The 22,597-nt window shown below is 73.7% G+C and carries 29 protein-coding genes; 22 read left to right on the top strand and 7 right to left on the bottom strand.

Translation table 11 applies throughout. From position 1 onward, the window contains the following. Positions 1–35: 35 nt before the first annotated feature. Entirely contained in the window at positions 36–386 is a 351-nt protein-coding gene (locus ACF1AG_RS05875; RefSeq protein WP_359600718.1) for a VOC family protein, read from the bottom strand. A 182-nt stretch (positions 387–568) separates the two neighbouring features. Here ACF1AG_RS05875 and ACF1AG_RS05870 point away from each other — a divergent pair, with 182 nt between their 5' ends. From ACF1AG_RS05870 to ACF1AG_RS05805, 14 genes are all read left to right on the top strand, one after another. After that, positions 569–973 carry a phage holin family protein gene (locus tag ACF1AG_RS05870; protein WP_359600717.1) on the top strand — a complete coding sequence of 135 codons (405 nt, stop codon included), beginning with the start codon at positions 569–571 and terminating at the stop codon, positions 971–973. Positions 974–1,117: 144 nt separating this feature from the next. Continuing rightward, positions 1,118–2,569 carry an NAD(P)/FAD-dependent oxidoreductase gene (locus tag ACF1AG_RS05865; RefSeq protein WP_359600716.1) on the top strand — a complete coding sequence of 484 codons (1,452 nt, stop codon included), beginning with the start codon at positions 1,118–1,120 and terminating at the stop codon, positions 2,567–2,569. Further along, complete coding sequence (locus ACF1AG_RS05860; protein ID WP_359600715.1) at positions 2,566–4,413, top strand: transketolase; 1,848 nt, start codon at positions 2,566–2,568, stop codon at positions 4,411–4,413. Before ACF1AG_RS05865 ends, ACF1AG_RS05860 begins: the two co-directional genes overlap by 4 nt. After that, positions 4,410–5,336 carry a non-homologous end-joining DNA ligase gene (gene ligD, locus ACF1AG_RS05855; protein ID WP_359600714.1) on the top strand — a complete coding sequence of 309 codons (927 nt, stop codon included), beginning with the start codon at positions 4,410–4,412 and terminating at the stop codon, positions 5,334–5,336. The genes ACF1AG_RS05860 and ligD overlap by 4 nt, the downstream gene beginning before the upstream one ends. A 121-nt stretch (positions 5,337–5,457) precedes the next feature. Beyond that, positions 5,458–5,901 carry a gas vesicle protein gene (locus ACF1AG_RS05850; protein WP_359600713.1) on the top strand — a complete coding sequence of 148 codons (444 nt, stop codon included), beginning with the start codon at positions 5,458–5,460 and terminating at the stop codon, positions 5,899–5,901. Positions 5,902–5,965: 64 nt separating this feature from the next. Further along, positions 5,966–6,385 carry a gas vesicle structural protein GvpA gene (locus ACF1AG_RS05845; protein WP_033273744.1) on the top strand — a complete coding sequence of 140 codons (420 nt, stop codon included), beginning with the start codon at positions 5,966–5,968 and terminating at the stop codon, positions 6,383–6,385. Further along, positions 6,382–7,155: a GvpL/GvpF family gas vesicle protein gene (locus tag ACF1AG_RS05840; RefSeq protein ID WP_359600712.1), complete on the top strand. Its 774-nt coding sequence runs from the start codon at positions 6,382–6,384 to the stop codon at positions 7,153–7,155. The genes ACF1AG_RS05845 and ACF1AG_RS05840 overlap by 4 nt, the downstream gene beginning before the upstream one ends. Before the next feature lie 4 nt (positions 7,156–7,159). Continuing rightward, the gene (locus ACF1AG_RS05835) at positions 7,160–7,426 is read left to right on the top strand and encodes a gas vesicle protein GvpG (RefSeq protein WP_359600711.1); all 267 of its coding nucleotides are present in this window, start codon (positions 7,160–7,162) and stop codon (positions 7,424–7,426) included. Continuing rightward, positions 7,423–8,091, top strand: a complete 669-nt coding sequence (locus ACF1AG_RS05830; protein ID WP_359600710.1) for a DNA primase — start codon at positions 7,423–7,425, stop codon at positions 8,089–8,091. The genes ACF1AG_RS05835 and ACF1AG_RS05830 overlap by 4 nt, the downstream gene beginning before the upstream one ends. Continuing rightward, positions 8,091–9,395, top strand: a complete 1,305-nt coding sequence (locus tag ACF1AG_RS05825; protein WP_359600709.1) for an SRPBCC family protein — start codon at positions 8,091–8,093, stop codon at positions 9,393–9,395. The genes ACF1AG_RS05830 and ACF1AG_RS05825 overlap by 1 nt, the downstream gene beginning before the upstream one ends. Next, on the top strand, positions 9,392–9,727 hold the full coding sequence (locus ACF1AG_RS05820) for a gas vesicle protein (RefSeq protein WP_033273739.1): 336 nt from the start codon (positions 9,392–9,394) through the stop codon (positions 9,725–9,727). The genes ACF1AG_RS05825 and ACF1AG_RS05820 overlap by 4 nt, the downstream gene beginning before the upstream one ends. Further along, positions 9,724–10,566: a GvpL/GvpF family gas vesicle protein gene (locus ACF1AG_RS05815; protein WP_359600708.1), complete on the top strand. Its 843-nt coding sequence runs from the start codon at positions 9,724–9,726 to the stop codon at positions 10,564–10,566. Before ACF1AG_RS05820 ends, ACF1AG_RS05815 begins: the two co-directional genes overlap by 4 nt. Further along, complete coding sequence (locus ACF1AG_RS05810; protein WP_033273737.1) at positions 10,563–10,751, top strand: gas vesicle protein; 189 nt, start codon at positions 10,563–10,565, stop codon at positions 10,749–10,751. The genes ACF1AG_RS05815 and ACF1AG_RS05810 overlap by 4 nt, the downstream gene beginning before the upstream one ends. Before the next feature lie 170 nt (positions 10,752–10,921). Next, positions 10,922–11,179 (top strand): gas vesicle protein K, encoded by a 258-nt coding sequence (locus ACF1AG_RS05805; RefSeq protein ID WP_026243351.1) that lies wholly within the window; start codon positions 10,922–10,924, stop codon positions 11,177–11,179. 44 nt (positions 11,180–11,223) lie between these two features. Here the strand turns inward: ACF1AG_RS05805 and ACF1AG_RS05800 are convergent, their stop codons facing one another. Beyond that, entirely contained in the window at positions 11,224–12,045 is an 822-nt protein-coding gene (locus tag ACF1AG_RS05800; RefSeq protein WP_391809370.1) for a methyltransferase domain-containing protein, read from the bottom strand. A 170-nt stretch (positions 12,046–12,215) separates the two neighbouring features. Here ACF1AG_RS05800 and ACF1AG_RS05795 point away from each other — a divergent pair, with 170 nt between their 5' ends. Beyond that, positions 12,216–13,868, top strand: a complete 1,653-nt coding sequence (locus ACF1AG_RS05795; protein WP_391809369.1) for an ABC-F family ATP-binding cassette domain-containing protein — start codon at positions 12,216–12,218, stop codon at positions 13,866–13,868. A gap of 39 nt (positions 13,869–13,907) precedes the next feature. Further along, positions 13,908–14,195 carry a DUF6158 family protein gene (locus ACF1AG_RS05790; protein WP_359600704.1) on the top strand — a complete coding sequence of 96 codons (288 nt, stop codon included), beginning with the start codon at positions 13,908–13,910 and terminating at the stop codon, positions 14,193–14,195. A 54-nt stretch (positions 14,196–14,249) separates the two neighbouring features. Here the strand turns inward: ACF1AG_RS05790 and ACF1AG_RS05785 are convergent, their stop codons facing one another. From ACF1AG_RS05785 to ACF1AG_RS05775, 3 genes are all read right to left on the bottom strand, one after another. Then, on the bottom strand, positions 14,250–14,795 hold the full coding sequence (locus ACF1AG_RS05785) for a type 1 glutamine amidotransferase domain-containing protein (RefSeq protein WP_359600703.1): 546 nt from the start codon (positions 14,793–14,795) through the stop codon (positions 14,250–14,252). Positions 14,796–14,931: 136 nt separating this feature from the next. After that, positions 14,932–15,357, bottom strand: coding sequence for a CBS domain-containing protein (locus ACF1AG_RS05780; protein WP_359600702.1), 426 nt, complete (start codon positions 15,355–15,357; stop codon positions 14,932–14,934). A 21-nt stretch (positions 15,358–15,378) separates the two neighbouring features. Next, on the bottom strand, positions 15,379–15,771 hold the full coding sequence (locus ACF1AG_RS05775; protein WP_359600701.1) for a DUF2795 domain-containing protein: 393 nt from the start codon (positions 15,769–15,771) through the stop codon (positions 15,379–15,381). 180 nt (positions 15,772–15,951) lie between these two features. Here ACF1AG_RS05775 and ACF1AG_RS05770 point away from each other — a divergent pair, with 180 nt between their 5' ends. The 5 genes from ACF1AG_RS05770 to ACF1AG_RS05750 all read left to right on the top strand — a co-directional run bounded on the left by ACF1AG_RS05770 (position 15,952) and on the right by ACF1AG_RS05750 (position 20,504). Then, the gene (locus tag ACF1AG_RS05770) at positions 15,952–16,092 is read left to right on the top strand and encodes a hypothetical protein (RefSeq protein WP_359600700.1); all 141 of its coding nucleotides are present in this window, start codon (positions 15,952–15,954) and stop codon (positions 16,090–16,092) included. Between the two features lie 148 nt (positions 16,093–16,240). After that, the gene (locus ACF1AG_RS05765) at positions 16,241–17,041 is read left to right on the top strand and encodes an RNA polymerase sigma factor SigF (protein ID WP_391809368.1); all 801 of its coding nucleotides are present in this window, start codon (positions 16,241–16,243) and stop codon (positions 17,039–17,041) included. A 153-nt stretch (positions 17,042–17,194) separates the two neighbouring features. Then, positions 17,195–18,070, top strand: coding sequence for a hypothetical protein (locus ACF1AG_RS05760; protein ID WP_391809367.1), 876 nt, complete (start codon positions 17,195–17,197; stop codon positions 18,068–18,070). 152 nt (positions 18,071–18,222) lie between these two features. Next, a complete protein-coding gene (locus ACF1AG_RS05755) occupies positions 18,223–19,467 on the top strand; it encodes an aminotransferase class I/II-fold pyridoxal phosphate-dependent enzyme (RefSeq protein ID WP_359600697.1) in 1,245 nt (414 codons plus the stop codon). Next, positions 19,464–20,504 carry an MBL fold metallo-hydrolase gene (locus tag ACF1AG_RS05750; RefSeq protein WP_359600696.1) on the top strand — a complete coding sequence of 347 codons (1,041 nt, stop codon included), beginning with the start codon at positions 19,464–19,466 and terminating at the stop codon, positions 20,502–20,504. Before ACF1AG_RS05755 ends, ACF1AG_RS05750 begins: the two co-directional genes overlap by 4 nt. A 6-nt stretch (positions 20,505–20,510) precedes the next feature. On the opposite strand, the gene ACF1AG_RS05745 is transcribed toward ACF1AG_RS05750, so the two are convergent. Next, positions 20,511–21,143, bottom strand: a complete 633-nt coding sequence (locus ACF1AG_RS05745) for a VTT domain-containing protein (protein ID WP_359600727.1) — start codon at positions 21,141–21,143, stop codon at positions 20,511–20,513. Between the two features lie 17 nt (positions 21,144–21,160). Next, positions 21,161–21,934 carry an MBL fold metallo-hydrolase gene (locus tag ACF1AG_RS05740; RefSeq protein WP_359752022.1) on the bottom strand — a complete coding sequence of 258 codons (774 nt, stop codon included), beginning with the start codon at positions 21,932–21,934 and terminating at the stop codon, positions 21,161–21,163. 95 nt (positions 21,935–22,029) lie between these two features. Between ACF1AG_RS05740 and ACF1AG_RS05735 the strand changes: the two genes are divergently transcribed. Beyond that, complete coding sequence (locus tag ACF1AG_RS05735; protein WP_359752020.1) at positions 22,030–22,431, top strand: hypothetical protein; 402 nt, start codon at positions 22,030–22,032, stop codon at positions 22,429–22,431. Positions 22,432–22,597 lie beyond the last annotated feature (166 nt).

The raw sequence follows: 22,597 nt of genomic DNA, 5'->3' as shown, positions 1-22,597 counted from the left end.
GAATGGCCGGCGAAGGCCGTGCCGTCGCCGGCAGGTCAGGTGCGGCGGCGGTCCGCGTACTCGTATACCGCCCCGTCCGGGTGCCGCGCGATCAGGTTGCGGCCGACCGGAGTGGGCAGCGGCCCCGCGAGGACGGCCGCGCCCATCTCCTCGAGCACCTGGCGGGTCTCGTCGACGTCCTTGACCGCGATGGTCGCGGCGACCTTGCGCAGCACGTCCAGTTGGGCCTCGGGACCGCTCATCAGCAGGAAGCAGCCCACGGCGGCGACCTGGACGCCCTCCCGTTCGAACCGCATGGCGGTCCCGCCCGCCAGCCGCTCGTAGAAGGGGATGGCGGTCTCGATGTCGTCGACGCAGACGCGCAGTGTGGCACCCAGAATCTCCATGCGTCCGAGCCTAGTTGGCCGGTCCGGGCGGCGGGCGGGCGCGGACGATCTCCACACGGCGATCTCCACACGGTCCTCACCCGCGGTACGGCCGCGCCGAGTTGGCGGCCCCGGGCACGTCCGAGTCACCGGGCCCGGGCGCGTCCGAGTTACCGGGCCCCGGGCACGGGTACCCGGGTGCCATGCAGCGCTTGGAGCACATGCAGCACCTCGACAAGCACCTGGTGGACGAACTGGCCCACGTGGCCCGGGAGTCCGTGCGGGCCGAACTGCGGGAGCAGACGCGGGGGCAGCGCCGGAAGGCGGCCCTCTACGCCGGATCCGGCGCCGCCGCGCTGTACGCGGGCGCGGCGGTCGCACTCGCCGTGGGCCTCGCCCTCGACCTGGTCCTCCCGGGCTGGGCGGCGGCACTGATCACGGCGGTGATCCTGGCCGCAACGGCCTACGCCTTGCGCACGGCGGCCCGCCCGGCCGCACCGGGCTCCGCCGCGGCCGCCGGGACGCGGGCGGCGGGCTCCGCCTCCGTGCCCCCGGTGCCGTCCACGCCGCCCACGGTCGGCGCCGACCGCGCACCGGGCAACGGCTGAGGCCGAGGCGGCACCTTCGTGCGGCACAGCTGAAAGGACGCAGCCGCACCCGACGCCCCGCCGGGAGCCGGCCGGACGTTTGGCGGTCCCGCACAGGGGGACGCGGAAGTCTCCCGACGTACGCGACCGCGCCGGAGGCGAACCGTGAGTCGACCCCGCATTGTGATCGTCGGAGCCGGCTTCGCCGGTTACCGCACGGCCCAGATCCTGTCCCGCACGGCCAGGGGCCGGGCCGAGATCGTCCTGCTCAACCCGACCGACTACTTCCTGTACCTGCCCCTGCTGCCCCAGGTCGCGGCCGGGATCCTCGAACCCCGCCGGGTCACCGTGTCCCTCTCCGGGACGCTCCCGGAGGCCAGACTGGTGCTGGGCGAGGCCGACCGGATCGACCTCGACGGACGCCAGGTGCACTACACCGGCCCTGAGGGCGAGGGCGGCACCCTCACCTACGACCGTCTCGTGCTCGCCGCCGGCAGCGTCAACAAACTGCTGCCCATCCCCGGCGTCGCCGAGCACGCGCACGGCTTCCGCGGCCTGCCCGAGGCGCTGTACCTGCGCGACCACGTCACCCGCCAGGTGGAGCTGGCCGCCGCCACGGACGACCCGAAGCGCTGTTCCACCCGGTGCACCTTCGTCGTCGTGGGAGCCGGCTACACCGGCACCGAGGTCGCCGCGCACGGCCAGCTCTTCACCGACGCGCAGGTGGCCAAGCAGCCGCTGCGCACCGGCATGCGGCCCCGCTGGATCCTGCTGGACATCGCCGACCGGGTCCTGCCCGAGCTGGACGAACGGCTCTCCCGCACCGCCGACACGGTGCTGCGGGAGCGAGGTGTGGACGTGCGGATGGGCACCTCCGTGAAGGAGGCCACCTCCGACGGCGTGCTGCTCACCGACGGGGAGTTCGTCGACACACGCACCCTCGTGTGGTGTGTCGGCGTGCGCCCCGACCCGCTCGCCGAGTCCCTCGGGCTGCCCATGGAACGCGGCCGGCTGCTGGTCGACCCGCACCTGCAGGTGCCGGGCCGTCCCGAGGTATTCGCCTGCGGTGACGCGGCGGCCGTGCCGGACCTGGAGAACCCCGGCTCGTACACCCCGATGACCGCCCAGCACGCCTGGCGGCAGGGCAAGGTCTGCGCGCGCAACATCGCCGCGTCCTTCGGCGACGGCGAGCGGCAGGCGTACCGCCACAAGGACCTGGGCTTCGTGGTGGATCTCGGCGGTGTCAAGGCCGCCGCCAACCCGCTCGGCGTCAACCTCTCCGGGGTGGCGGCCGGCGCGGTGACCCGTGGTTACCACCTCGCCGCGATGCCCGGCAACCGGGTGCGGGTGGCCGCCGACTGGCTGCTGGACGCCGTACTGCCGCGCCAGGCCGTCCAGTTGGGCCTCGTACGGTCCTGGTCCGTGCCGCTGGACACCGCGTCCCCCGAGGTCGCGCGCGTCCCCGGGAGCCCCCGCGACGGCCGGGGGGCCGGGCCCGGCGGCGACACCCCGCCCGCCACCGACGTCGCTCCGCCGTCCGGCAGGCCGGAGCCCGGCCCGGACGTGGCGCCCGGCCCCGTCCGCCGTACCGACCGACCCAGCGAAGGAGACGCATGAACACCGGTGAACTCGTCGAGCTCGGACAACAGCTGCGGGTGGACAGTGTCCGGGCGGCGGCCGCCGCCGGCTCCGGACACCCCACCTCGTCGATGTCCGCGGCGGACCTGATGGCCGTCCTCTTCGCGAACCACCTGCGCTACGACTTCGAGCGCCCCGACCACCCCGCCAACGACCGCTTCGTCCTCTCCAAGGGCCACGCCTCCCCGCTGATGTACGCCACCTACAAGGCGGCCGGCGTCATCGGCGACGAGGAACTGCTCACCTTCCGGGCGAACGGCAGCCGTCTGGAGGGCCACCCCACGCCGCGCAAGCTCCCCTGGGTGGAGACCGCGACCGGCTCCCTCGGGCAGGGCCTGCCCGTCGGCGTCGGACTCGCGCTCGCCGGGAAGCGGCTGGACCGCACCGACCACCGCGTGTGGGTGCTGTGCGGCGACAGCGAGCTGGCCGAGGGCTCGGTGTGGGAGGCGGCCGAGCAGGCCGCGTACGAGAACCTGGACAACCTGACCGCGATCGTGGACGTCAACCGGCTGGGCCAGCGCGGCCCCACCCGGCACGGTCACGACCTCGACGCCTACGCCCGCCGCTTCCAGGCGTTCGGCTGGCACACCGTCGAGGTGGACGGTCATGACGTGGACGCGGTGGACCGCGCCTACGGCGAGGCGCTGTCCACCCACGGTCAGCCGACCGCGATCATCTCCCGCACCCTGAAGGGCAAGGGAGTGGAGTCCGTGCAGGACCGGGAAGGGCTGCACGGCAAGCCGCTGCCCGAGGCGGAGGACGCGATCGCCGAACTGGGCGGGCCCCGCGACCTGCGCATCACCGTCCAGGCGCCGCCCGCCGGCGGCGAGGCTCCCGCCCGGCGGATCACCACGCCCGAGCTGCCCCGCTGGGACCTCGGCGAGGACATGGCCACCCGCGACGCCTTCGGCGAGGCGCTGGCCGCTCTCGGCTCCGCGCGCGCCGACGTCGTCGCCCTGGACGGCGAGGTCGGCGACTCCACCCGCCTGGAGTACTTCGCCAAGGTGCACCCCGAGCGCTACGTCGAGTGCTACATCGCCGAGCAGCAGATGGTCGCCGACGCCGTGGGCGTCGCCGCACGCGGCTGGATGCCGTTCGCCTCCACCTTCGCGGCGTTCCTCACCCGCGCCCACGACTTCGTCCGGATGGCCGCGATCAGCGGCTCGGGCCTGAACCTCGTCGGATCGCACGCGGGCGTCGCCATCGGCCAGGACGGCCCCAGCCAGATGGGTCTTGAGGACCTGGCGATGATGCGGGCGGTGCACGGCTCCACCGTGCTGTACCCGTGCGACGCCAACCAGACCGCCCGCCTGGTCGCCGCCATGGCCGGCCTGGAGGGCATCCGCTACCTGCGCACCTCCCGCGGCAAGAGCTCCGTGATCTACGGCCCCGACGAGGAGTTTCCCGTCGGTGGCAGCAAGGTGCTGCGCTCCTCCGGCCGGGACCGGCTCACCCTGGTCGCCGCGGGGGTCACCGTGCCCGAGGCGCTGGCCGCGGCCGACGCTCTGGCCGAGGAGGGCATCGCCGTGCGGGTCGTCGACCTGTACTCGGTGAAGCCCGTCGACGTGGAGACGCTGCGCACGGCCGCCGAGGAGACCGGCTGTCTGATGACGGTCGAGGACCACCACCCCGAGGGCGGGCTCGGCGACGCGGTGGCCGAGGCGTTCGGCGACGGTCGTCCCGTCCCTCGGCTGGTGCGGCTCGCCGTGCGGAACATGCCGGGTTCGGCCGCCCCCGAGGAACAGCTGCACGCCGCCGGGATCGACGCCGAGTCGATCGCCGCGGCCGGCAGGCTGCTGGTGGGGGAGGCGATCGTGTCGTGAGCGACGGCGGCTCGCGCACCGTACGGGCCGGCCGCCGCCGGGTGGAGATCCGCCGCCCGGACAAGGTGCTCCTCCCGGGCGGCGACGCCGCCCGGGAGTACACCAAGGGCGACCTCGTCGACTATCACCGGGCCGTCGCCCGCCGGATGCTGCCGCATCTGCGGGGCCGGCCGCTGATGCTGGACCGGCGGCCCGACGGCCTCGACGGCCCGGCCTTCATGCAGAAGAACACCCCCGACAGCTACCCGGACTGGATCACCCGGGTGGAGGTCGGCAAGGAGGGCGGCACGGTCACGCACACCGTGTGCGACGACACCGCGACCCTCCTGTACCTGGTCGACCAGGCGAGCATCACTCTGCACCGCTGGCTGTCCCGTGCCGACGACGCGGACCGCCCGGACCGGCTGGTCTTCGACCTGGACCCGTCCGGCGAAGACTTCGAGGCGGTGCGGGAGGCCGCCCGGTGGCTCCGGGAGCTGCTGGACGAACTGACGCTGCCTTCGGCCCTGATGACCACCGGATCGCGAGGGCTGCACGTGATCGTGCCGCTCGACGGCGCCCAGGACTTCGACACGGTGAGGGAGTTCGCCCGCGAGGTCGCCGAGACGCTGGCCGAAGCCCACCCGGACCGGCTCACCACCGCGGCCCGCAAAAAGGACCGCGGCGACCGGCTCTACCTCGACGTGGGACGCAACGCGTACGCACAGACCGCGGTCGCCCCCTGGACGGTCCGCGCCCTGCCGGGAGCGCCCGTCGCCACCCCGATCACCTGGGACCAGCTCGACGATCCGGAGCTGCACGCCCGCCGCTGGACGGTGGAGAACGCCGTCGAGCAGGCCGCCACGAACCCGTGGGCGGGCGCGTCCCGCAAGGGCCGTTCCCTCGCCCCGGCCCGACGGAGGCTGGCCGCGCTGCGCGGCTAGATCGTTGCAGCCGTCGCCGCGTACCCCCCTGCGACCAGCGGCGACAGCCGGACGTGGCGAACGGGTGAGTCCTCGGAGGTTTGGCGAACACACTTGCGGCCACACGGAGGGGGAGGTGGCCATGTCGAACACGAAGAACACCGAAGAGTCACAAGATTCACAGGGATCTCAGGACTCCCGTGAGGGCCAGGACTCCGAGCGGGCCCGGACCTCACGCACACCCCGTAAACGAACCGCACCCCGCAAGCGGCCCGAGAACGACAGCGACACGACCGAGAGCACCACGGAACGGAAGAAGCCGAAGCCCATGCAGGTGCTGCGCCAGGCGCGCGAGCAGCTCGCCGAGCTCACCGGCATGGAGGCCGAGTCCGTGTCGTCCTTCGAGCAGACCTCGGAGGGCTGGGCGCTGGAGGTCGAGGTCCTGGAGCTGGAGCGGGTGCCCGACACGATGAGCCTGATGGCGAGCTACCAGGTGGAGCTGGACCCCGACGGGGACCTCACCGGGTACCGGAGGGTCCGCCGCTACGAGCGCGGACGCGCCGACACGCGCAGGTCCGGCGGCTAGGCCGCCCTCGCGCGATCACACGTACAGAGACCACACCCACCGACAACAAGGAGGAAGGGCCGGCATGACAGTAGTACCGGCACAGCAGTCCGGCGGTGGAGGCGGCAGCAGCGGCCTCTACGACGTGCTTGAGCTTGTTCTGGACAGGGGGCTCGTCATCGACGCATTCGTGCGCGTGTCCCTGGTCGGCATCGAGATCCTCAAGATCGACGTCCGTGTCGTCGTCGCGAGCGTCGACACCTACCTCCGCTTCGCGGAGGCGTGCAACCGGCTCGACCTCGAGTCCGGGCCGAAGAAGAGCCCCGGCCTCCCCGAGATCGTCGGCGAGGTGACCGAGTCCGGCGCCCGCGGCAAGTCCAAGGGAGCCCTCTCCGGCGCCGCCGAGACCATCTCGGACGCCTTCAAGCAGGGGCGCGAGGGCGAGACCGAGTCGCGCCCCCGGGCCCGTAAGAGCACGTCGCGGCGTAAGGAGGAGCAGGAGTGAGCACGTACGTCTACGGCATCACGGCCGCCTCGCACCCGTCCCTGCCCGAGGGCATGGGAGGCGTCGGCGACCCGGCGCGCCCGCTGCGCGTGCTGACCCAGGGGGACCTGGCGGCCGTCGTCAGCGACGCCCCCGAGGGCCTGCGCCCCAAGCGGCGTGAGCTGCTCGCCCACCAGAACGTGCTCAGCGAGATCGGCGCGGGCGGCTGCGTCCTGCCCATGCGGTTCGGCAGCGTCGCCCCCGACGACGACGCGGTCACCTCCGTCCTCGCCGAGCGCGCCGACCACTACCTGGAGCGGCTGCGCGCCCTCGACGCCCGCGTCGAGTACAACGTCAAGGCCAATCACGTGGAAGAGGCCGTCCTGCACCACGTGATGGCCCTCAACCCGGAGATCCGCGCCCTGGCGGAGGCCAACCGCCAGTCCGGCGGCGGCAGTTACGACGACAAGATCCGCCTCGGCGAGATGGTCGCCGAGGCCGTCAAGGCCCGGGAGGCCGAGGACGGCGCCGCGCTGGAGAACACGCTGCGCGGCATCGCCGACGCCGAGAGCGTGGGCCCCGAGTCCACCGGCTGGCTCGCCAACGTCTCGTACCTGGTGAAGCGCGCGACGGCGGAGGAGTTCCTGGCCGCGGTGGAGCAGGCCCGCACGGACATGCCCCACCTCGAGATACGACTGAACGGCCCGCTGCCGCCGTACAGCTTCGTCGAGCCCGGCCCCGCCGAGCCGGCGGGCATCACGGCCGCGGGGGCGGACACCGGAACGGAGTGACGACATGGGCCTGATCTCGGAAGTGCTGCTGCTGCCGCTCGCCCCGGCGCGCGGCGGCGCCTGGGCCGTCCGGCAGGTCCTTCAGGAAGCGGAACGCATCTACTACGACCCCGCGACCATCCGTGCCGAGCTGGCCCGGCTGGAGGAGCTGCTGGAGGCAGGGGAGATCACCGAGGAGGAGTTCGACGAACAGGAGGACGCACTCCTGGACCGGTTGGAGATAGCGACGCGCACGGGCGCGGGTCAAGGGGACGGGACGGCACAACGATGAATCGAACGGGACTGGGCCTCGCCATAGGGGCCGGATATCTCCTCGGGCGGACCAAGAAGCTGAAGATGGCGCTGGCCGTCGGCGGACTGGTCGCGGGCAAGAAGCTCAACCTCAGCCCGCGGGCCGTGGCCGACCTGGTGTCGCAGCAGCTTCGCGACAACCCGCAGTTCAAGGAGCTGGGCGACCAGCTCCGCGGTGATCTGCGGGGCGCCGGGAAGGCCGCCTCCGGGGCACTGGTCGAGCGGCAGATCAGCTCGCTCGCCGACCGGCTGCACGGCCGCACCGCGGAGGTGCGCGGCCGGCTGGACGGCGGCGGCGAGGACCGGGACGGGACGGACGAGTCCGCCGGTGAGGAGCCGTACGACGAGGAGACGGACGACCGCGAGTCGGACGACCGCGAGTCGGACGACCGCGAGTCGGACGGCGCCGATGAGGACCGGGACGACGGCGGGCGCGGGAGCGGGCCCGACGCCGGCCGGACGGCGAAGAAGGCCGCCAAGAAGGCCCCGGCCAAGAAGGGCGCCGCGGCGAAGAAGGCCGCCCCGGCCAAGCGCGCCGCCGGCGGCCCGGCGAAGAAGACGGCCGCCAAGAAGACGGCCGCGAAGAAGACCGCGTCCGCCTCGCGCGGCGCCCGCTCCCGTCCCTCGAAGGGAGGCGGTGAGTGATGACCGAGACCGTCGGGCGGGCCACGTCCGCCGCACGTGACGGCGCTGACGGCGCCAAGAACCCGCTGTCCGACCTCGCCCACAGCGAGGCCGCCGACCGGCTCAAGACCGAACTGCAGGACTACCTCGCCGCCCAGGCCACCCGGCTGCTGACCGGCGTCGGCCAGAAGCTGGGCGAGACCACGGGCAAGCTCAACGACATCGCCGAGGGCAACAGCCCCGGCTTCGCCAAGCTCGCCACCGACGGCGGCAAGAAGCTCGCCGAGGGCAAGGGCCCCCTGCGCACCGCCGTGGAGCTCGGCGCCACGCGCGCCAAGGACAACGTCAAGGGCGCCCTGAAGAACCTCGGCGGCGGTGGCGGCGGCAAGCGCAAGAAGTCCTCGGGCAACAAGCCGACCGTCATCATGGAGTACATCGACGTCGGTGTGCCGCTGCGCACGGCGTACGACCAGTGGACGCAGTACCAGGACTTCAGCACCTTCGCCAAGGGCGTGAAGAGCGCCAACAAGTCCGACGACACCACGTCGGACTGGCAGGCGAAGATCTGGTGGTCCAACCGCAGCTGGAAGGCGACGACCAACGAGCAGATCCCCGACGATCGCATCGCGTGGTCGACGGAGGGCGCCAAGGGCACGATGAAGGGCGTCGTCTCCTTCCACAAGATCGCCGAGAACCTGACCAGGGTCCTGATGGTGATCGAGTACTACCCCTCGGGCTTCTTCGAGAAGACCGGCAACATCTGGCGCGCCCAGGGCCGCCGTGCCCGGCTCGACCTGAAGAACTTCGCCCGCTTCATCACGATCAAGGGCGAGGCCGAGGACAGCTGGCGCGGCGAGATCCGCGAGGGCGAGGTCGTCAAGAGCCACGAGGACGCCGTGGAGGAGGAAGAGGAGCAGCAAGGCGGCCCCGAGGGAGAGAACGAGGACGCCGAGGGCCCGGAGGGCTCCGAGGACGAAGGCTCCGAGGACGAGGAGTACGACGAGGAAGCCGCCGAGGGCGAGACCGACGACGGCCCCGATGACGCGTACGACGAGGACGAGGAGTACGAGGACGAGGAGTACGAGGACGAGGAAGGCGCCGGTCCGGAGGACGCGCACGAGGACGAGGCCGGAGGCGCCGAGCCCGACGACCCGTACGAGGACGAGGACGAGGAAGCCGCCGACGACGAGGACGACGACGAGTACGAGGAGGGCGTCCCTCCGGAGGAGGAGTACGAGGACGACGAGGAAGCCGCCGACGACGAGGACGACGAGCCGGCCGACGAGGCCGCTCCTGAGGAATCCGAGGGCCGGAGCCGCCGATGACCACCCCCAGCCGACTCCCTGATCCGTACGGGCAGGGCAGCAGCGCCAACCTCGCCGACATCCTGGAAAGGGTGCTGGACAAGGGCGTGGTGATCGCGGGTGACATCAAGATCAACCTGCTGGACATCGAGCTGCTCACCATCAAGCTGCGCCTCGTCGTCGCCTCCGTGGACAAGGCCAAGGAGATGGGGATCGACTGGTGGGAGTCCGACCCGGCGCTGTCCTCACGCGCCCGGCGTGACGAACTTGCCCGAGAGAACGCCGAGTTGCGCGAGCGACTGGCCCGGCTCGAGGAGCTGGAGCCGCGCCGCGCCGAGGAGGAGACCCCGTGACGGGACTGCGCTACGTCTACGCGGTCTGCCGTCCCTTCGGCACACCGCTCCAGGCCCAGCTGACGGGGGTGGGCGGCGACCCGCCGCGGCTGGTGCCGCACGGCGACCTGGTGGCCGTGGTCAGTCATGTGCCCGAGGCGGACTTCGCGGAGGAGTCGCTGCGGGCACATCTGGAGGACCTGGACTGGCTGACCGCGGTCGCGCGGGCCCACCAGGGGGTGATCGACGCGCTCACCACCGTCACGACCCCGCTGCCGCTGCGCCTCGGCACCGTCTTCCGCGACGACAGCGGTGTACGGTCGATGATCGAGGCACGCGAGGAGAACTTCCTGCGCCGGCTGGACCGGCTGGAGGGCCGGGTCGAGTGGGGCGTCAAGGTGTTCCTGGAGTCCGAGCCGGAGCAGGCCCCCGAACAGCCGGCGCCGCAGCCCGCGGCGATGTCCGGACGGGACTATCTGCGCCGCCGCCGGGAGCAGACGCGGTCGCGGGAGGACCAGTGGCAGCGGGCCGAGACCTTCGCGACCCGGTTGCACGAGACCCTCGTCGGTCTCGCCGAGGACTCCCGGCTGCACGCGCCGCAGAACCCCACCCTGTCCGGCCACCGCGGCCGCAACGTGCTCAACGCGGCCTATCTGGTGCCGCGAAGCCGGTCGGAGGCGTTCGTGGAGCAGGTGGAGAGGACGAAGGACGACTCCCCGGGGCTGCGGGTGGAGCTCACCGGGCCCTGGGCGGCCTACTCGTTCGCGGGCGAGGAGGCGGCCGGCGAGGAGAGCGTGGGCGAGGAGACCGCGGGCGAGGGGCCCGCCGGTGGGAGGACCGCCGGGGAGGGGAGCACGTGACCGTCGTCGAACGGCGTGAGATCGCCCTGGTGGACCTGCTCGACCGGCTGCTGGCCGGCGGTGTGGTGATCACGGGCGACCTCACCCTGCGCATCGCCGATGTCGACCTGGTCCGCATCGACCTCAACGCGCTGATCAGCTCCGTGAACCGGAACGTTCCCTCCCCCTTCGAGGAGTCCCCGTGACGAACGACCCGCGGGACCGCGCGCCCGATGCGCCGGAACCCATCACGGTGACCGACGTCGACCTCTTCGAGGGCCGGTCGCCCCTGGATCCGGAGGCGTCCGACGACGCCCGCCCGGAGACCGCCGTCCGCCCCGCCGAGCCTCGCCCCAAGCCCCGCAGGCGCCTCGACCTGGAGCCGGACACGGTCGAACGCGACCTGGTGAAGCTGGTGCTGACCGTCGTGGAACTGCTCCGCCAGCTCATGGAGCGCCAGGCGGTGCGCCGCTTCGACGAGGGCGACCTCACCGAGGAGCAGGAGGAGCGGGTCGGGTTGACGCTCATGCTGCTGGAGGACCGCATGGCCGAACTGCGCAACCGCTACGGGCTGCGCCCCGAGGACCTCAACCTGGACCTCGGCCCGCTCGGGCCGCTGCTGCCCCGGGACTGAGATCCCGGGGCGCCGGCCCCCTCCAGCCGTCCGTCGGGCGTCCCTCAGGCGTCCTCGCGGCAGAGGATCTCGCCGTGCAGCACGGCGAACCAGCCGTCCTCCCGGGCGCCCCATTCCCGCCACGCCCCGGCCACGGCCTCCAGCCCGGCGCGGGTGGCGTGCCCGCCGGCCACGGCTCGCTCCGCGTACGCCGACGCCACCGTGCGGTCCGCCCACAGCCCGCTCCACCAGGAGCGTTCCTCGGCCGTCGAGTAGGTCCACGTGCCGGTCGTGGCGGTGACGTCGGTGAACCCCGCCTCCAGGGCCCAGGCCTTCAGCCGCCGTCCCGCGTCAGGCTCACCCCCGTTGGCCCGCGCCACGCGACGGTACAGGTCCAGCCAGTCGTCGAGGCCCGCCGACCGCGGATGCCAGGTCATCGCCGCGTAGTCCGCGTCCCGGACGGCGACGTACCCTCCCGGCCTCGTCACCCGCCGCATCTCGCGCAGCGCGGCCACCGGGTCGCCCACGTGCTGGAGCACCTGGTGGGCGTGGACCACGCAGAAGGTGTCGTCGGGGAAGTCCAGCGCGTGCACGTCCCCGGTCACGAAGTCCGCGTTCGTCAGACCCCGCTCCTCGGCCACCGCGCGCGCCCGCTCCAGGATGCCCGGCTCCCGGTCGAGGCCCGTGACGTGTCCGTCCGGCACCAGGGCGGCCAGGTCGGCGGTGATGGTGCCGGGCCCGCAGCCGATGTCCAGGACTCGCATGTGGGGCCTCAGCGTCCCCAGCAGGTACGCGGCCGAGTTCTCCGCGGTGCGCCAGGTGTGCGACCGCAGCACCGACTCGTGGTGCCCGTGCGTGTAGACGGCGGTCTCCCGTGCGTGCGGCATGGCGGGGCCACCCCTTTCAACTCGTCGTCGGAGCGGCCACGTTACTCGCGACGTCCGCTTGATGAGATCCCTGTTTCACATCGTGGGAACGCTGTCGACCGCCGCCGCGCGGAACGGGCGCCGGAAAACCCGTTTGCCAGGCATTCCCGGCGCCCCGCACAATCGCGCCCATGGGACATCTGGAAGCCGCGCACCTCGAGTACCACGTCCCCGACGGGAGGACACTCCTGGGAGACGTGTCGTTCCGGGTGAGGGAGGGGGCCGTCATGGCCCTCGTGGGACCCAACGGCGCCGGCAAGACGACCCTCCTGCGCATCCTCTCCGGCGAGCTCGCCCCGCACGGCGGAAGCGTCGCCGTCACCGGCGGCCTCGGCGTGATGCGCCAGTTCGTCGGCTCCGTACGGGACGACACCACCGTGCGCGACCTGCTGGTGTCCGTGGCGCCGCCCCGTGTCCGGGAGGCCGCCCGCGCGGTGGACGCCGCCGAGCACGCCATCATGACCTCCCCCAGTGCCTCAAGGGCCTGGGAGGTACCCCCATCCGACGAGGCCGCCCAGATGCGCTACGCGCAGGCCCTCTCCGACTGGGCCGAGGCACAGGGCTACGAGGCCGAGACGCTGTGGGACATCTGCACCACGGCCGCGATGGGCGTCCCCTACGAGAAGGCCCAGTGGCGGCAGGTGAGCACCCTCTCCGGCGGCGAGCAGAAACGGCTGGTGCTGGAGGCGCTGCTGCGCGGCCCCGACGAGGTGCTGCTGCTCGACGAGCCCGACAACTACCTGGACGTGCCCGGCAAACGCTGGCTGGAGGAGCGCCTCGCGGAGACCCGCAAGACGGTCCTGTTCGTCTCCCACGACCGGGAACTCCTCGCCCGCGCCGCCGAGAAGATCGTCTCGCTCGAACCCGGCCCGGCGGGCGCCGACGCCTGGGTGCACGGCGGCGGGTTCCGCACCTTCCACGAGGCCCGGCGCGAGCGCTTCGCCCGCTTCGAGGAGCTGCGCCGCCGCTGGGACGAGAAGCACGCCCAGCTGAAGAAGCTGGTGCTGACCCTGCGGCAGGCCGCCGAGAACAGCCCCGACATGGCGTCCCGCTACCGTGCCGCCCAGACCAGGCTGCGCAAGTTCGAGGAGGCGGGGCCCCCGCCCGAGCCGCCGCGTGAGCAGGACATCCGGATGCGCCTCAAGGGCGGCCGGACCGGCGTCCGCGCCGTCACCTGCGAGCAGCTCGAGCTGACCGGCCTGATGAAGCCCTTCGACCTGGAGGTGTTCTACGGCGAGCGGGTCGCGGTGCTCGGCTCCAACGGCTCCGGGAAGTCGCACTTCCTGCGGCTCCTCGCAGGCGAGGACGTCGCGCACGCCGGTGCCTGGCGGCTCGGCGCGCGCGTGGTGCCGGGACACTTCGCGCAGACCCACGCCCACCCCGAGCTGATCGGCCGCACCCTGCTCGACATCCTGTGGACCGAACACGCCCAGGACCGGGGCGCCGCCATGTCCCGGCTGCGCCGCTACGAGCTGACCCAGCAGGCGGAGCGGACCTTCGACCGGCTCTCCGGCGGGCAGCAGGCCCGCTTCCAGATCCTGCTGCTGGAGCTCCAGGGCGTCACGGCCCTGCTGCTGGACGAGCCCACCGACAACCTCGACCTGGAATCGGCGGAGGCCCTCCAGGAAGGGCTGGAGAGCTTCGAGGGCACCGTCCTCGCCGTCACGCACGACCGCTGGTTCGCCCGCTCCTTCGACCGGTTCCTGGTCTTCGGCGGCGACGGACGGGTCCGTGAGACCCCGGAGCCGGTCTGGGACGAGCGCCGGGTGGAACGCGCCCGCTGACCCGTGGTGGCCCGGGCGCGGCGCGGGTACCCGGGACGCATGAACGCACACGACGAGCGGGGCACCACGATGACCGGAGTCGACCCGAACCGCCTGGACGACCAGCAGCTCATGAAGGAGCTGGAGACCATCCACCGCACGCGCCACGACACGCTGCTGTACGGGTCCGACGACGCGCTGCGGGCCCACAACGAGCGCATGGCGCAGCTGGAGGGCGAGTACCTGCGGCGCAACCCGCGCCGTCCCGTCGCGCCCGGCCGCACCCGAGAGGGCGCCCGGGAGCGGACCGCCTCGGACTCCGCGACGCCGACCGCCTCGGGCACGTGAACGACGGACGGGAGCCCCGCTTCAGCGGGACTCCCGTCCGTCACGTCCGCGTGGTCATGAGGCGCGCTCCGCCGCGAACACCTCCAGGAAGGTCTCGCAGAACGCCTTGAGGTCGTCCGGCTTACGGCTGGTGACCAGCTTGTTCGAGCCGTGGTCGCAGACCTTGACCTGCTCGTCCACCCACTCGGCCCCCGCGTTGCGCAGGTCCGTCCGCAGGCTCGGCCAGCTGGTCAGGACCCGGCCGCGCACGACGTCCGCCTCGACCAGGGTCCACGGCGCGTGACAGATCGCGGCCACCGGCCGGCCCTGCTCGAAGAAGTCCCGGACGAACGCGACGGCCTTGTCGTCCATCCGCAGGAAGTCCGGATTGGCGACCCCGCCGGGCAGTACCAGCCCGTCGAAGGAGTCCGCCGAGGTGTCCCCGACGACCTCCTGCACGGGGAAGGTGTCCGCCTTGTCGAGGTGGTTGAACCCCTGGACCTCACCGGACTGCGTGGACACCAGCACGGGCTCGTGGCCCGCCTGCTCGGCCGCCTTCCAGGGCTCGGTCAGCTCCACCTGCTCGACGCCCTCGGGTGCGGTCAGAAATGCGATGCGCATGATGGCGCTACGTCCCTTCATTGATTCGTCGATTCGTCGATGTGTCGTCTGCTTCGGTCCGTCGTCGTGCCGGTCTCGTGCCGGTCCGTCGTCGCGTCGGTCCGTCACCGTTGTCGGTCCGTCGTGCCCCTCCGCGTCAGCCTGTGTCGTCGGGGTCCGCGCGGCTGATGTCGGCGAGGGCCGACCCCGGGTCCCGGGCCTCGGCCAGGTCGCCGAGAGTCACCAGACCGACGGGCAGCCCGCCCTCCACCACGGGGATGCGCCGTACCGCGCGCTCCCGCATCAGGGCGACGGCCGAATCCACCGGGTCGTCCGGGGCCAGCGTCAGCGGGTCGGGCGTGCACACCGACCCGACGCTCACCGCGTACGGGTCGCGGCCCTCGGCCACCGCCCGCACGGTGATGTCCCGGTCGGTGACCACCCCCACGACGTGCTGTCCGTCCGCCACCACCACGTCGCCGATGTTCTGGCCGCGCATCAGCCGCGCGGCCTCGACGACGGAGGCGTCCGGACGGACCGCGACCACGCCGGGGGTCATGACGTCCTTCACGAACTCGGCCATGGCCGGCGGGCCTCCCTTCGGTCAAGCCGTCCTCGTCTCCCGGACCCCGGCCAGCGCCCGGGCCAGCTCCTGCAGGCTGTGGTAGCGGTCCTTGCGAGGCAGCCGCTCCAGCGCCTCCACGAGCGCGTCGGGGGCGTGCCGCCGGTCCAGGGCACGCATGAGTTCACGGGGGCCCGCGGGAAAGTCCCCGCGGCCCAGGGTCCGGGCCAGTTCCAGTCGTACCGTCTCCAGCGACGACGGGTCCCGGCCCGGCGTCACCGGTCCGTGGGCCACCTCGGGGTCGTCGTCGGCGAACGGCTCCGGGTCGTGCCACTCCTCGGTGCGGGTGGGGTGTCCGGACCGCAGCAGGCCCTGCAGTTCGTGCTTCATTTCGTCGTCACGGTGGACGCTGAGCCGGTCGCTGCCTCGCTGCATGTCTCCCTCCAGGTCGTTCGGGGGTGCGTGCCGCGTACCCGAGGAGCGCGGGCCGACACCGGCTCACGCGCGGCGATCCGGACGCATCCGGAGGGCGTGTCCATGCCGCCGTGGTTTGACCCCGGGACCGGGGGAGACCCGGACCGCACGCCCCCCACGCGGCTTCCGGAAGGACCGGCCATGGCGGTGCTCGCCCTGTTCGTCCCGTTCCTCATGCTCGGCGTGATCCTGATGCTGGGCCGCTACGAGGACTACGTCCTGCCACCCCGAGAGGCGGAACCGGAACCGGGTGACCGGTCCGTTGAAGGTTTGCGCGGCTGACACCGGGGAACGCGGTCGGGAAGTGCTTCGGACAGGAGGCACGTCCGTGGCGGCGGTCGACCGCCCCCGGGCGTCCCTGTCCCCGGCGGGTGCGTCCGCCACGGTGACCGTCCGTCCCCGAGCACCTCCTAGGGAGTTGCGACGCACCATGCCGAGCAGAACAGGCGCCAAGACGCATCCCCATCACGACGCACCCGACACCGCGGAGGCCTTCCGCAGGCTCGCCGCCCTGCCCGAAGGACCAGAGCGGGACGCGCTGCGCGACGAACTCGTACGGGTCTGGCTCCCCATGGCCCACCGCCTCGCCGGACGGTTCCGCAGCCGGGGCGAGAGCTACGACGACCTGTGCCAGGTCGCCGCCCTTGGGCTGGTCAAGGCCGTGGACCGGTACGACCCGGACCTCGGCAGCGCCTTCGAGAGCTACGCCGTGCCGACGGTCACCGGCGAGATCAAGCGGCACTTCCGTGACCACATGTGGACCCTGCACGTCCCGCGCCGGGTCCAGGAACTGCGCAACCGCGTCCGGCGCGCCTCCCAGGACCTTTCCCCGACCGTCCAGGGCCGCAGCCCCACCGTCGCCGAGATCGCCGAGTGCGCCGGACTGACCGAGGACGAGGTGCGCACCGGCCAGTCGGCGGCGGAGAGCTTCAGTGCGCTGTCGCTGGACGCCGAGATGCCCGGCAGCGGCGACGGCTGGTCCCTGGGCGACGCCCTGGGCGGCCCCGATCCGGCGCTGGACACCGTGGTCGACCGCGAGGCGGTCAAGGACCGGCTGGCCGAGCTGCCCGAGCGCGAGCGGGCCATCCTCTACATGCGCTTCTTCGACGACATGACGCAGAACAGCATCGCTCAGGAGCTGGGCCTGTCGCAGATGCACGTCTCCCGGCTGATCAGCCGCAGTTGCGGGCGGGTCCGCGAGCAGGTGATGGGCGACACCGACGGCGAGTGACGGACGACACCGGCGCGAGTAGAGGGCTTCTCACCCGCACGGGTGCGTCCGGTCCCGCGAATGGTGTCCGGCCGCGCGCGAGGCCGGGACGGGCGGGCTGTGATGGCACCGGGGCGACCGCCGCGCCCCAGCCGTCGCGAAGGAGCCCGCACCATGCGCCGCACCGCCCGTGCCCTGTCCGTCGCCGCCGTCGCCGGCACCGTCCTCGGCGCGCTCGCACCCGCCGCGTCCGCCTGGACGGCCCCCGCCGGCGTCGGCGCATGGGCGTCCCCCTCCCCGTGCCCGTCCCCGACCGCCGGACACGGGTGGCAGGGGCACACCTCCCGAAGCGCGACGCCGACCCCGGCGGCGCCGGGGGCGCACGAGGCCGAGGAGTACACGTCGGAGACGCTGGTGGAGGAGTTCACCGAGGCCGACCTCTACGGCGCCACGTCCCTCGGCACCGCCGAGGGCCTCGCTCCCGAGGAACCGGCGGAGACCGACCCGCTCGCGCCCGACCTGGCGGAGGAGCCGCCCGCGGGGCTCGAGGAGCTGATCCCCGACGCGGGCGCCGAGGAGCGCGCCGGGGTCCCGGGCCCGGAGGGCACGGCGCAGGCCCCCGGACCGGCCGACCCGTACGGCACGGACCCCGGTGCGGCCGACCCCTACGCCGCCGACCCGTACGCCGCGGACCCCGGGGCCGTGGACGACAAGGCCCCGCCCCGCACGGCGGCCGACCCCGGCACCGGCCCCGCGAGCGAACCAGGGGCGGGCGGCCCCGAGGCAGCCCCGCTCTGGAGCGCCCCGCCCACGCCCACGACCTCGCCGACCGGCTCCCACACCCCCACGCACAAGCCGACCCCCACCCACAGGCCGACGTCGACGCCCTGCCCCTCGCCGAGCGTGCACCAGGGCGTCCAGGCGGGCGGCGGCGGCGCCTTCACCGACTCCGTGCCCGCCCAGGTGGCGGGCGGTCTGCTGATGGCGGGAGCGCTCGGCGCCGGCGCGCACCGGCTGCTCCGCCGCCGCACCGGCCGGACGCGCCTCTGACGCTCCCGCCGGACGGGCGTGCCGGTGCGGCGGCGCACCCGATCCGGCACCGTGCTCATGACGGGCCGGTCTCGGGGTACTGACTTCGCCGAGGGCGGCACGACGGACGCCGGGACACGGCGACGGGCACTGGCAACTGCGCGGAGGTGGCGATGCGGACGTATCCGGAAGGCCACGGCCCGGTCCGCTTCGGGCCGCCGCTCCCCGAGGACGGGCTGCCGGTGCTGCCCGAGCTGGCCGGGATGCTCGCGGCGGCCGCCTCGCGCGCCGGCCCCGAACCGGTCGGCGGGAGCCCCGCCCTGATCGACGTGGCCTGCGGCCACGGCGAGCGGCGCGGACTGCCCGCCGCCCCCGACCGCACGATCCTCGGCCCCGGCGCGCCCGCCCTGCTCACCGCCCTGACCGCCGCCATCGACGGCGACGTCCTGGTGCCGAGGCCGTGCGCCGCCTGGTGGGCGCCGTACGCGCGGCTGCTCGGCAGGCCCGTCTTCCACGTCCCGACACCCGCCGAGAGCGGCGGTGTCCCGGACCCGTACGCCCTGCTGGAGACCGTGCGCCGGATGCGCGCCGAGGGCCGCGACCCGCGGCTGCTGGTGCTGTCCGTGGCCGACGACCCCACCGCGACGGTCGCCGCGCCCGAACTGCTGCACGAGACGCTGGAGGCCGCGGCCGGGGAGGGCCTGCACCTGGTCAGCGACGAGACGTGGCGTGACACGCTGCACGACCCGCACGGCACGGTGCTGCTCAGCCCCGCCGAGATGCTGCCCGACCGGGTCACCGTCGTCACCGACCTCGCCGGCTCCCTGCTCCCGCCCGGCTGGCCCGCCGCCGTCGCCCGCTTCCCGGCGGGCGAGGAGGGCTCCGCGCTGCACGCGCGAGTCCTCGACGTACTCACCGCACTCGACGCGCGCGTGGCGGCCCCCGTCGCCGCTGCCGCCGGGTACGCGCTGGCCGAACCGGAGCCGGTCACCGCCCGCCTCGCAGCGTCCGTGCGGACGCACGCGCGGGTGGCCGCCGCCGCGCACCGGGCCGTCGTCGCGGCGGGCGCCCTGGCACGGCCCCCGCAGTGCGGGCGGCACCTGTACGTGGACCTCACCCCGCTGGCGCCCGCACTGGCCGCGCACGGCGTCGGCGACGCCCAGGAGCTGGAGGACTTCCTCACCGGCCGGCTGGGCATGCCCGCGGCGGGCGGCCACCGGTTCGGCGACGGACTGGAGACCCCGCGCGTACGGCTGTGCACCGCGCCCCTGCTGGGGGAGACGCCCGAGGAGCGCGCCGCCTGCCTGGATGCGGACGAACCGGCGGAACTGCCACGGGTGGGACGCGCGTTGAACCATGTGACATCGGTCTTCGACGACCTCCGTGACGACGCTCGGCGATGGGAGTCCTCTCGATGACGCAGCGGCACGAGTCGACCAGAAGGACGGCCACGGCACCGCACGCCGGCCCCGACGACCGCCCCCACCCCCCGCTCGCCGAACCGCGTCCGCTCGCCGAGCGCCGGGTGTGGCCCCGCGCCTTCCACGACCGTCTGACCGCCCCGTTGCCCGGCCTCAAGGCCTTCGCGCGCTTCGCTCGCGAGGGCGCGGTGCGGCCCGGTCCCGAGGGCCTCGCCGACGTCCCCCGCCTGCCGTACGCGCCGGGTCCCGTGCCCGACGTCGATGCCCGCACGCTCGCCGTGACCTGGGCGGGCCACGCCAGCTGGGTGGTGCGGATCGGTGGACTCACCGTGCTCACCGACCCGGTGTGGTCCCGGCGCATCCTCGGCACGCCCGCGCGCGTCACGCCCGTCGGCGTGGCCTGGGAGGCGCTGCCCCGCGTGGACGCGGTCGTCATCAGCCACAACCACTACGACCATCTGGACGCCCCCACCCTGCGGCGGCTGCCGCGCGACACACCGATGTTCGTGCCGGCCGGCCTGGGCCGCTGGTTCCACCGCCGCCGGTTCACCCGGGTCACCGAGCTGGACTGGTGGGAGGCGGCCGAACTGGACGGCGTCCGCTTCGACTTCGTGCCGTCCCACCACTGGTCCAAGCGCACCCTGACCGACACCTGCCGCTCGCTGTGGGGCGGCTGGGTGCTCACCGCGCCCGACGGCCACCGCGTTCACTTCGCCGGCGACACGGGTTACGGCCACTGGTTCTCCCGCATCGGCCGCCGCTACCCGGGCATCGACCTCACGCTGATGCCGATCGGCGCGTACGACCCGCGCTGGTGGCTGGCCGACGTGCACTGCGACCCGGAGGAGGCGGTGCGCGCCGCCCAGGACCTGGGGGCGCGGCACATGGCGCCGATGCACTGGGGCACGTTCGTGCTGTCCGCGGAGCCGGTCCTCGAGCCGCTCACCCGGGTGCGCGCCGCCTGGGAGGCGGCGGGGCTGCCCCGGGACCGGCTGTGGGACCTGCCGGTCGGCGGGTCGCGGGTGCTCGCGTGACCGGCGTCAGCCGGCGGGCGTGCGGCGCACCCGCCGCCACAGGCCGGGCGCCACGCTGATCAGCACGGTCAGCACGATCGCCGCGAGCACGCCCTCCCACGGCTCGGGGAACAGCGAGCCGCCGAGGACACCGATGAGCTGGTAGGTGGCCGCCCAGGCCAGACAGGCCGGCAGGTTGCCGCGGACGAAGCGCCGCAGCGGCCACTTCGCGACCAGGCAGGCCAGCATCACCGGGAGCCGGCCGGCCGGGATCAGCCGGGACAGCACCAGCACCGCCACCCCGTGGTCGGTGAGCTTCTCCTGGGCCTGCGCCAGCCGCTCCTCGGGGGCGCGCTGCCGGATCGCCTCCAGCCAGCGCGAGCCGTTCTTCGACGCCATCCCGCGCCGCCCCAGCCAGTACAGCGCCACGTCACCCAGGAAGGCGGCCAGCGACGCCGTCGCGAACACCAGGACCATCGAGAACGGCGCGGTTCGGTGGAAGGCGACCACGGCCGCCGCGCTGACCAGCGCGCCGGTCGGCACCACCGGCACGAGCGCCCCGATCAGCACCAGCAGGAACAGCGACGGGTACCCGATGGCCTGCTGGGTGGAGTCGGGCGCCACGGCCGCCGGCGGCACCAGACCGCCGGACGCCTGCACGAGGGCGGCGGGGGATATCACCGCGCGCCCCCCAGGCGCACGCTTCCGCCGTGGTCGAGCCGGTGCACCACCGCCTCCGGAGCGTGCCGTGCCGCCAGCCGCTCGAACTCGTGCCCCGGCGCGTGGAACTCGTGGGGGCGCACGGCGTCCATCCCGATCGGCCAGTACGTGCCGTAGTGCACCGGCACCGCGCTCGCCGCGCCCAGCAGCGCCAGCGCCTGCGCCGCGCGCCCCGCGTCCAGGTGCCCGTCGCCCAGGTACGGTCCCCAGCCGCCCACCGGCAGCAGCGCCGTGTCGACCGGGCCGACCTCCTTGGCCATGTCCTCGAACAGGCCGGTGTCCCCGGCGAAGTAGGTGCGCGCCTCGCCCTCCACCACGTAGCCGAGGGCGGGCGCGTGGCGCCGGCCGACGGGCAGCCGCCGCCCGTCGTGCAGCGCGGGCACCGCCCGCACCGCGAGGGCGCCGACGGACGTCACGTCACCGGGCGCCATCTCCGTGACGTCGAGCCCGGTCAGCTTGCGCAGGCCCGGCACGGCGCGCAGCGCGCCGCACGGCACGAGGAGCCGGGTGCCCGGGGCGAGCCGGGCCAGCGACGGCAGATGGAGGTGGTCGGCGTGCAGATGGGAGACCACCGCGACGTCCGCGCGCAGCGCCTCCGGCGGCGGCACCTCGCCACGCCTGCGCCGCAGATGCGCCAGCCGTCGTGCGAACAGGGGGTCGGTGAGGACGCGCGTGTGCGAGTCCTCCAGCGTGCAGGTGGCGTGCCCCCACCACGTGACCTCCACCGGCACCTTCTTCGCCTCCTTCGCGCGACTCCCCGAAGCCTACGCGCAGGAGTAGGGTCGTCGGCGAAAACCCGAGGTGGGCCCGAGGTGAGGGGGACGCCATGGCGCCGGTGCGGGTGACGACGATCGCGAGCCTGACGCCGCTGGAGGAGCTGGACGCCGATCCGTTCCTGGTGGACTCCCGAGGCCAGCACGCGATGTGCGCGCGCTGGGCCGCCGAGCACGGGTACGTGGTGGCCCGTGAACTGCTGGTGCGCGGGCTGCGTCCCGACCACGCGCTGCTCTGGGACGGGGTGCGCCCCGGCGCCGACCTGTTCGTCGCGCCCAGCCGGAGGGTGCTGGAGCGGGCCCTTTCGTCCGTGGCCGAGTTCACCGCGGAGTGCGCGCGGCGCGGGGTGCGGGTGGAGACGGTGGGCCACGCGGAGCCGGCGTACGACGCGGCGATGAAGGCACGGGTGCACCGCAGGCTGTCCATGCCGACCGCCGGCTACGACGGCCGCTGAGCGCCCCCGGCGGACCAGCGGGGACGAGGCGGCGGACCAGGGGGGACGAAAAGGCTCGTCAGGACGTTGTGACAGGGTGGAGGCGGGTCGGAGACGGACGTGAGGTGGGCGCGGCGTGGGTGACGGGCGATGGCGGAAGGTCGCCAGTCAGATCGGGCGGAGTGTC

It is taken from the genome of Streptomyces sp. NPDC014764 (genome assembly GCF_043082785.1).
Taxonomy (GTDB): Bacteria; Actinomycetota; Actinomycetes; order Streptomycetales; family Streptomycetaceae; genus Streptomyces; species Streptomyces althioticus.
This window is presented reverse-complemented; position numbering and strand designations above follow the sequence as displayed.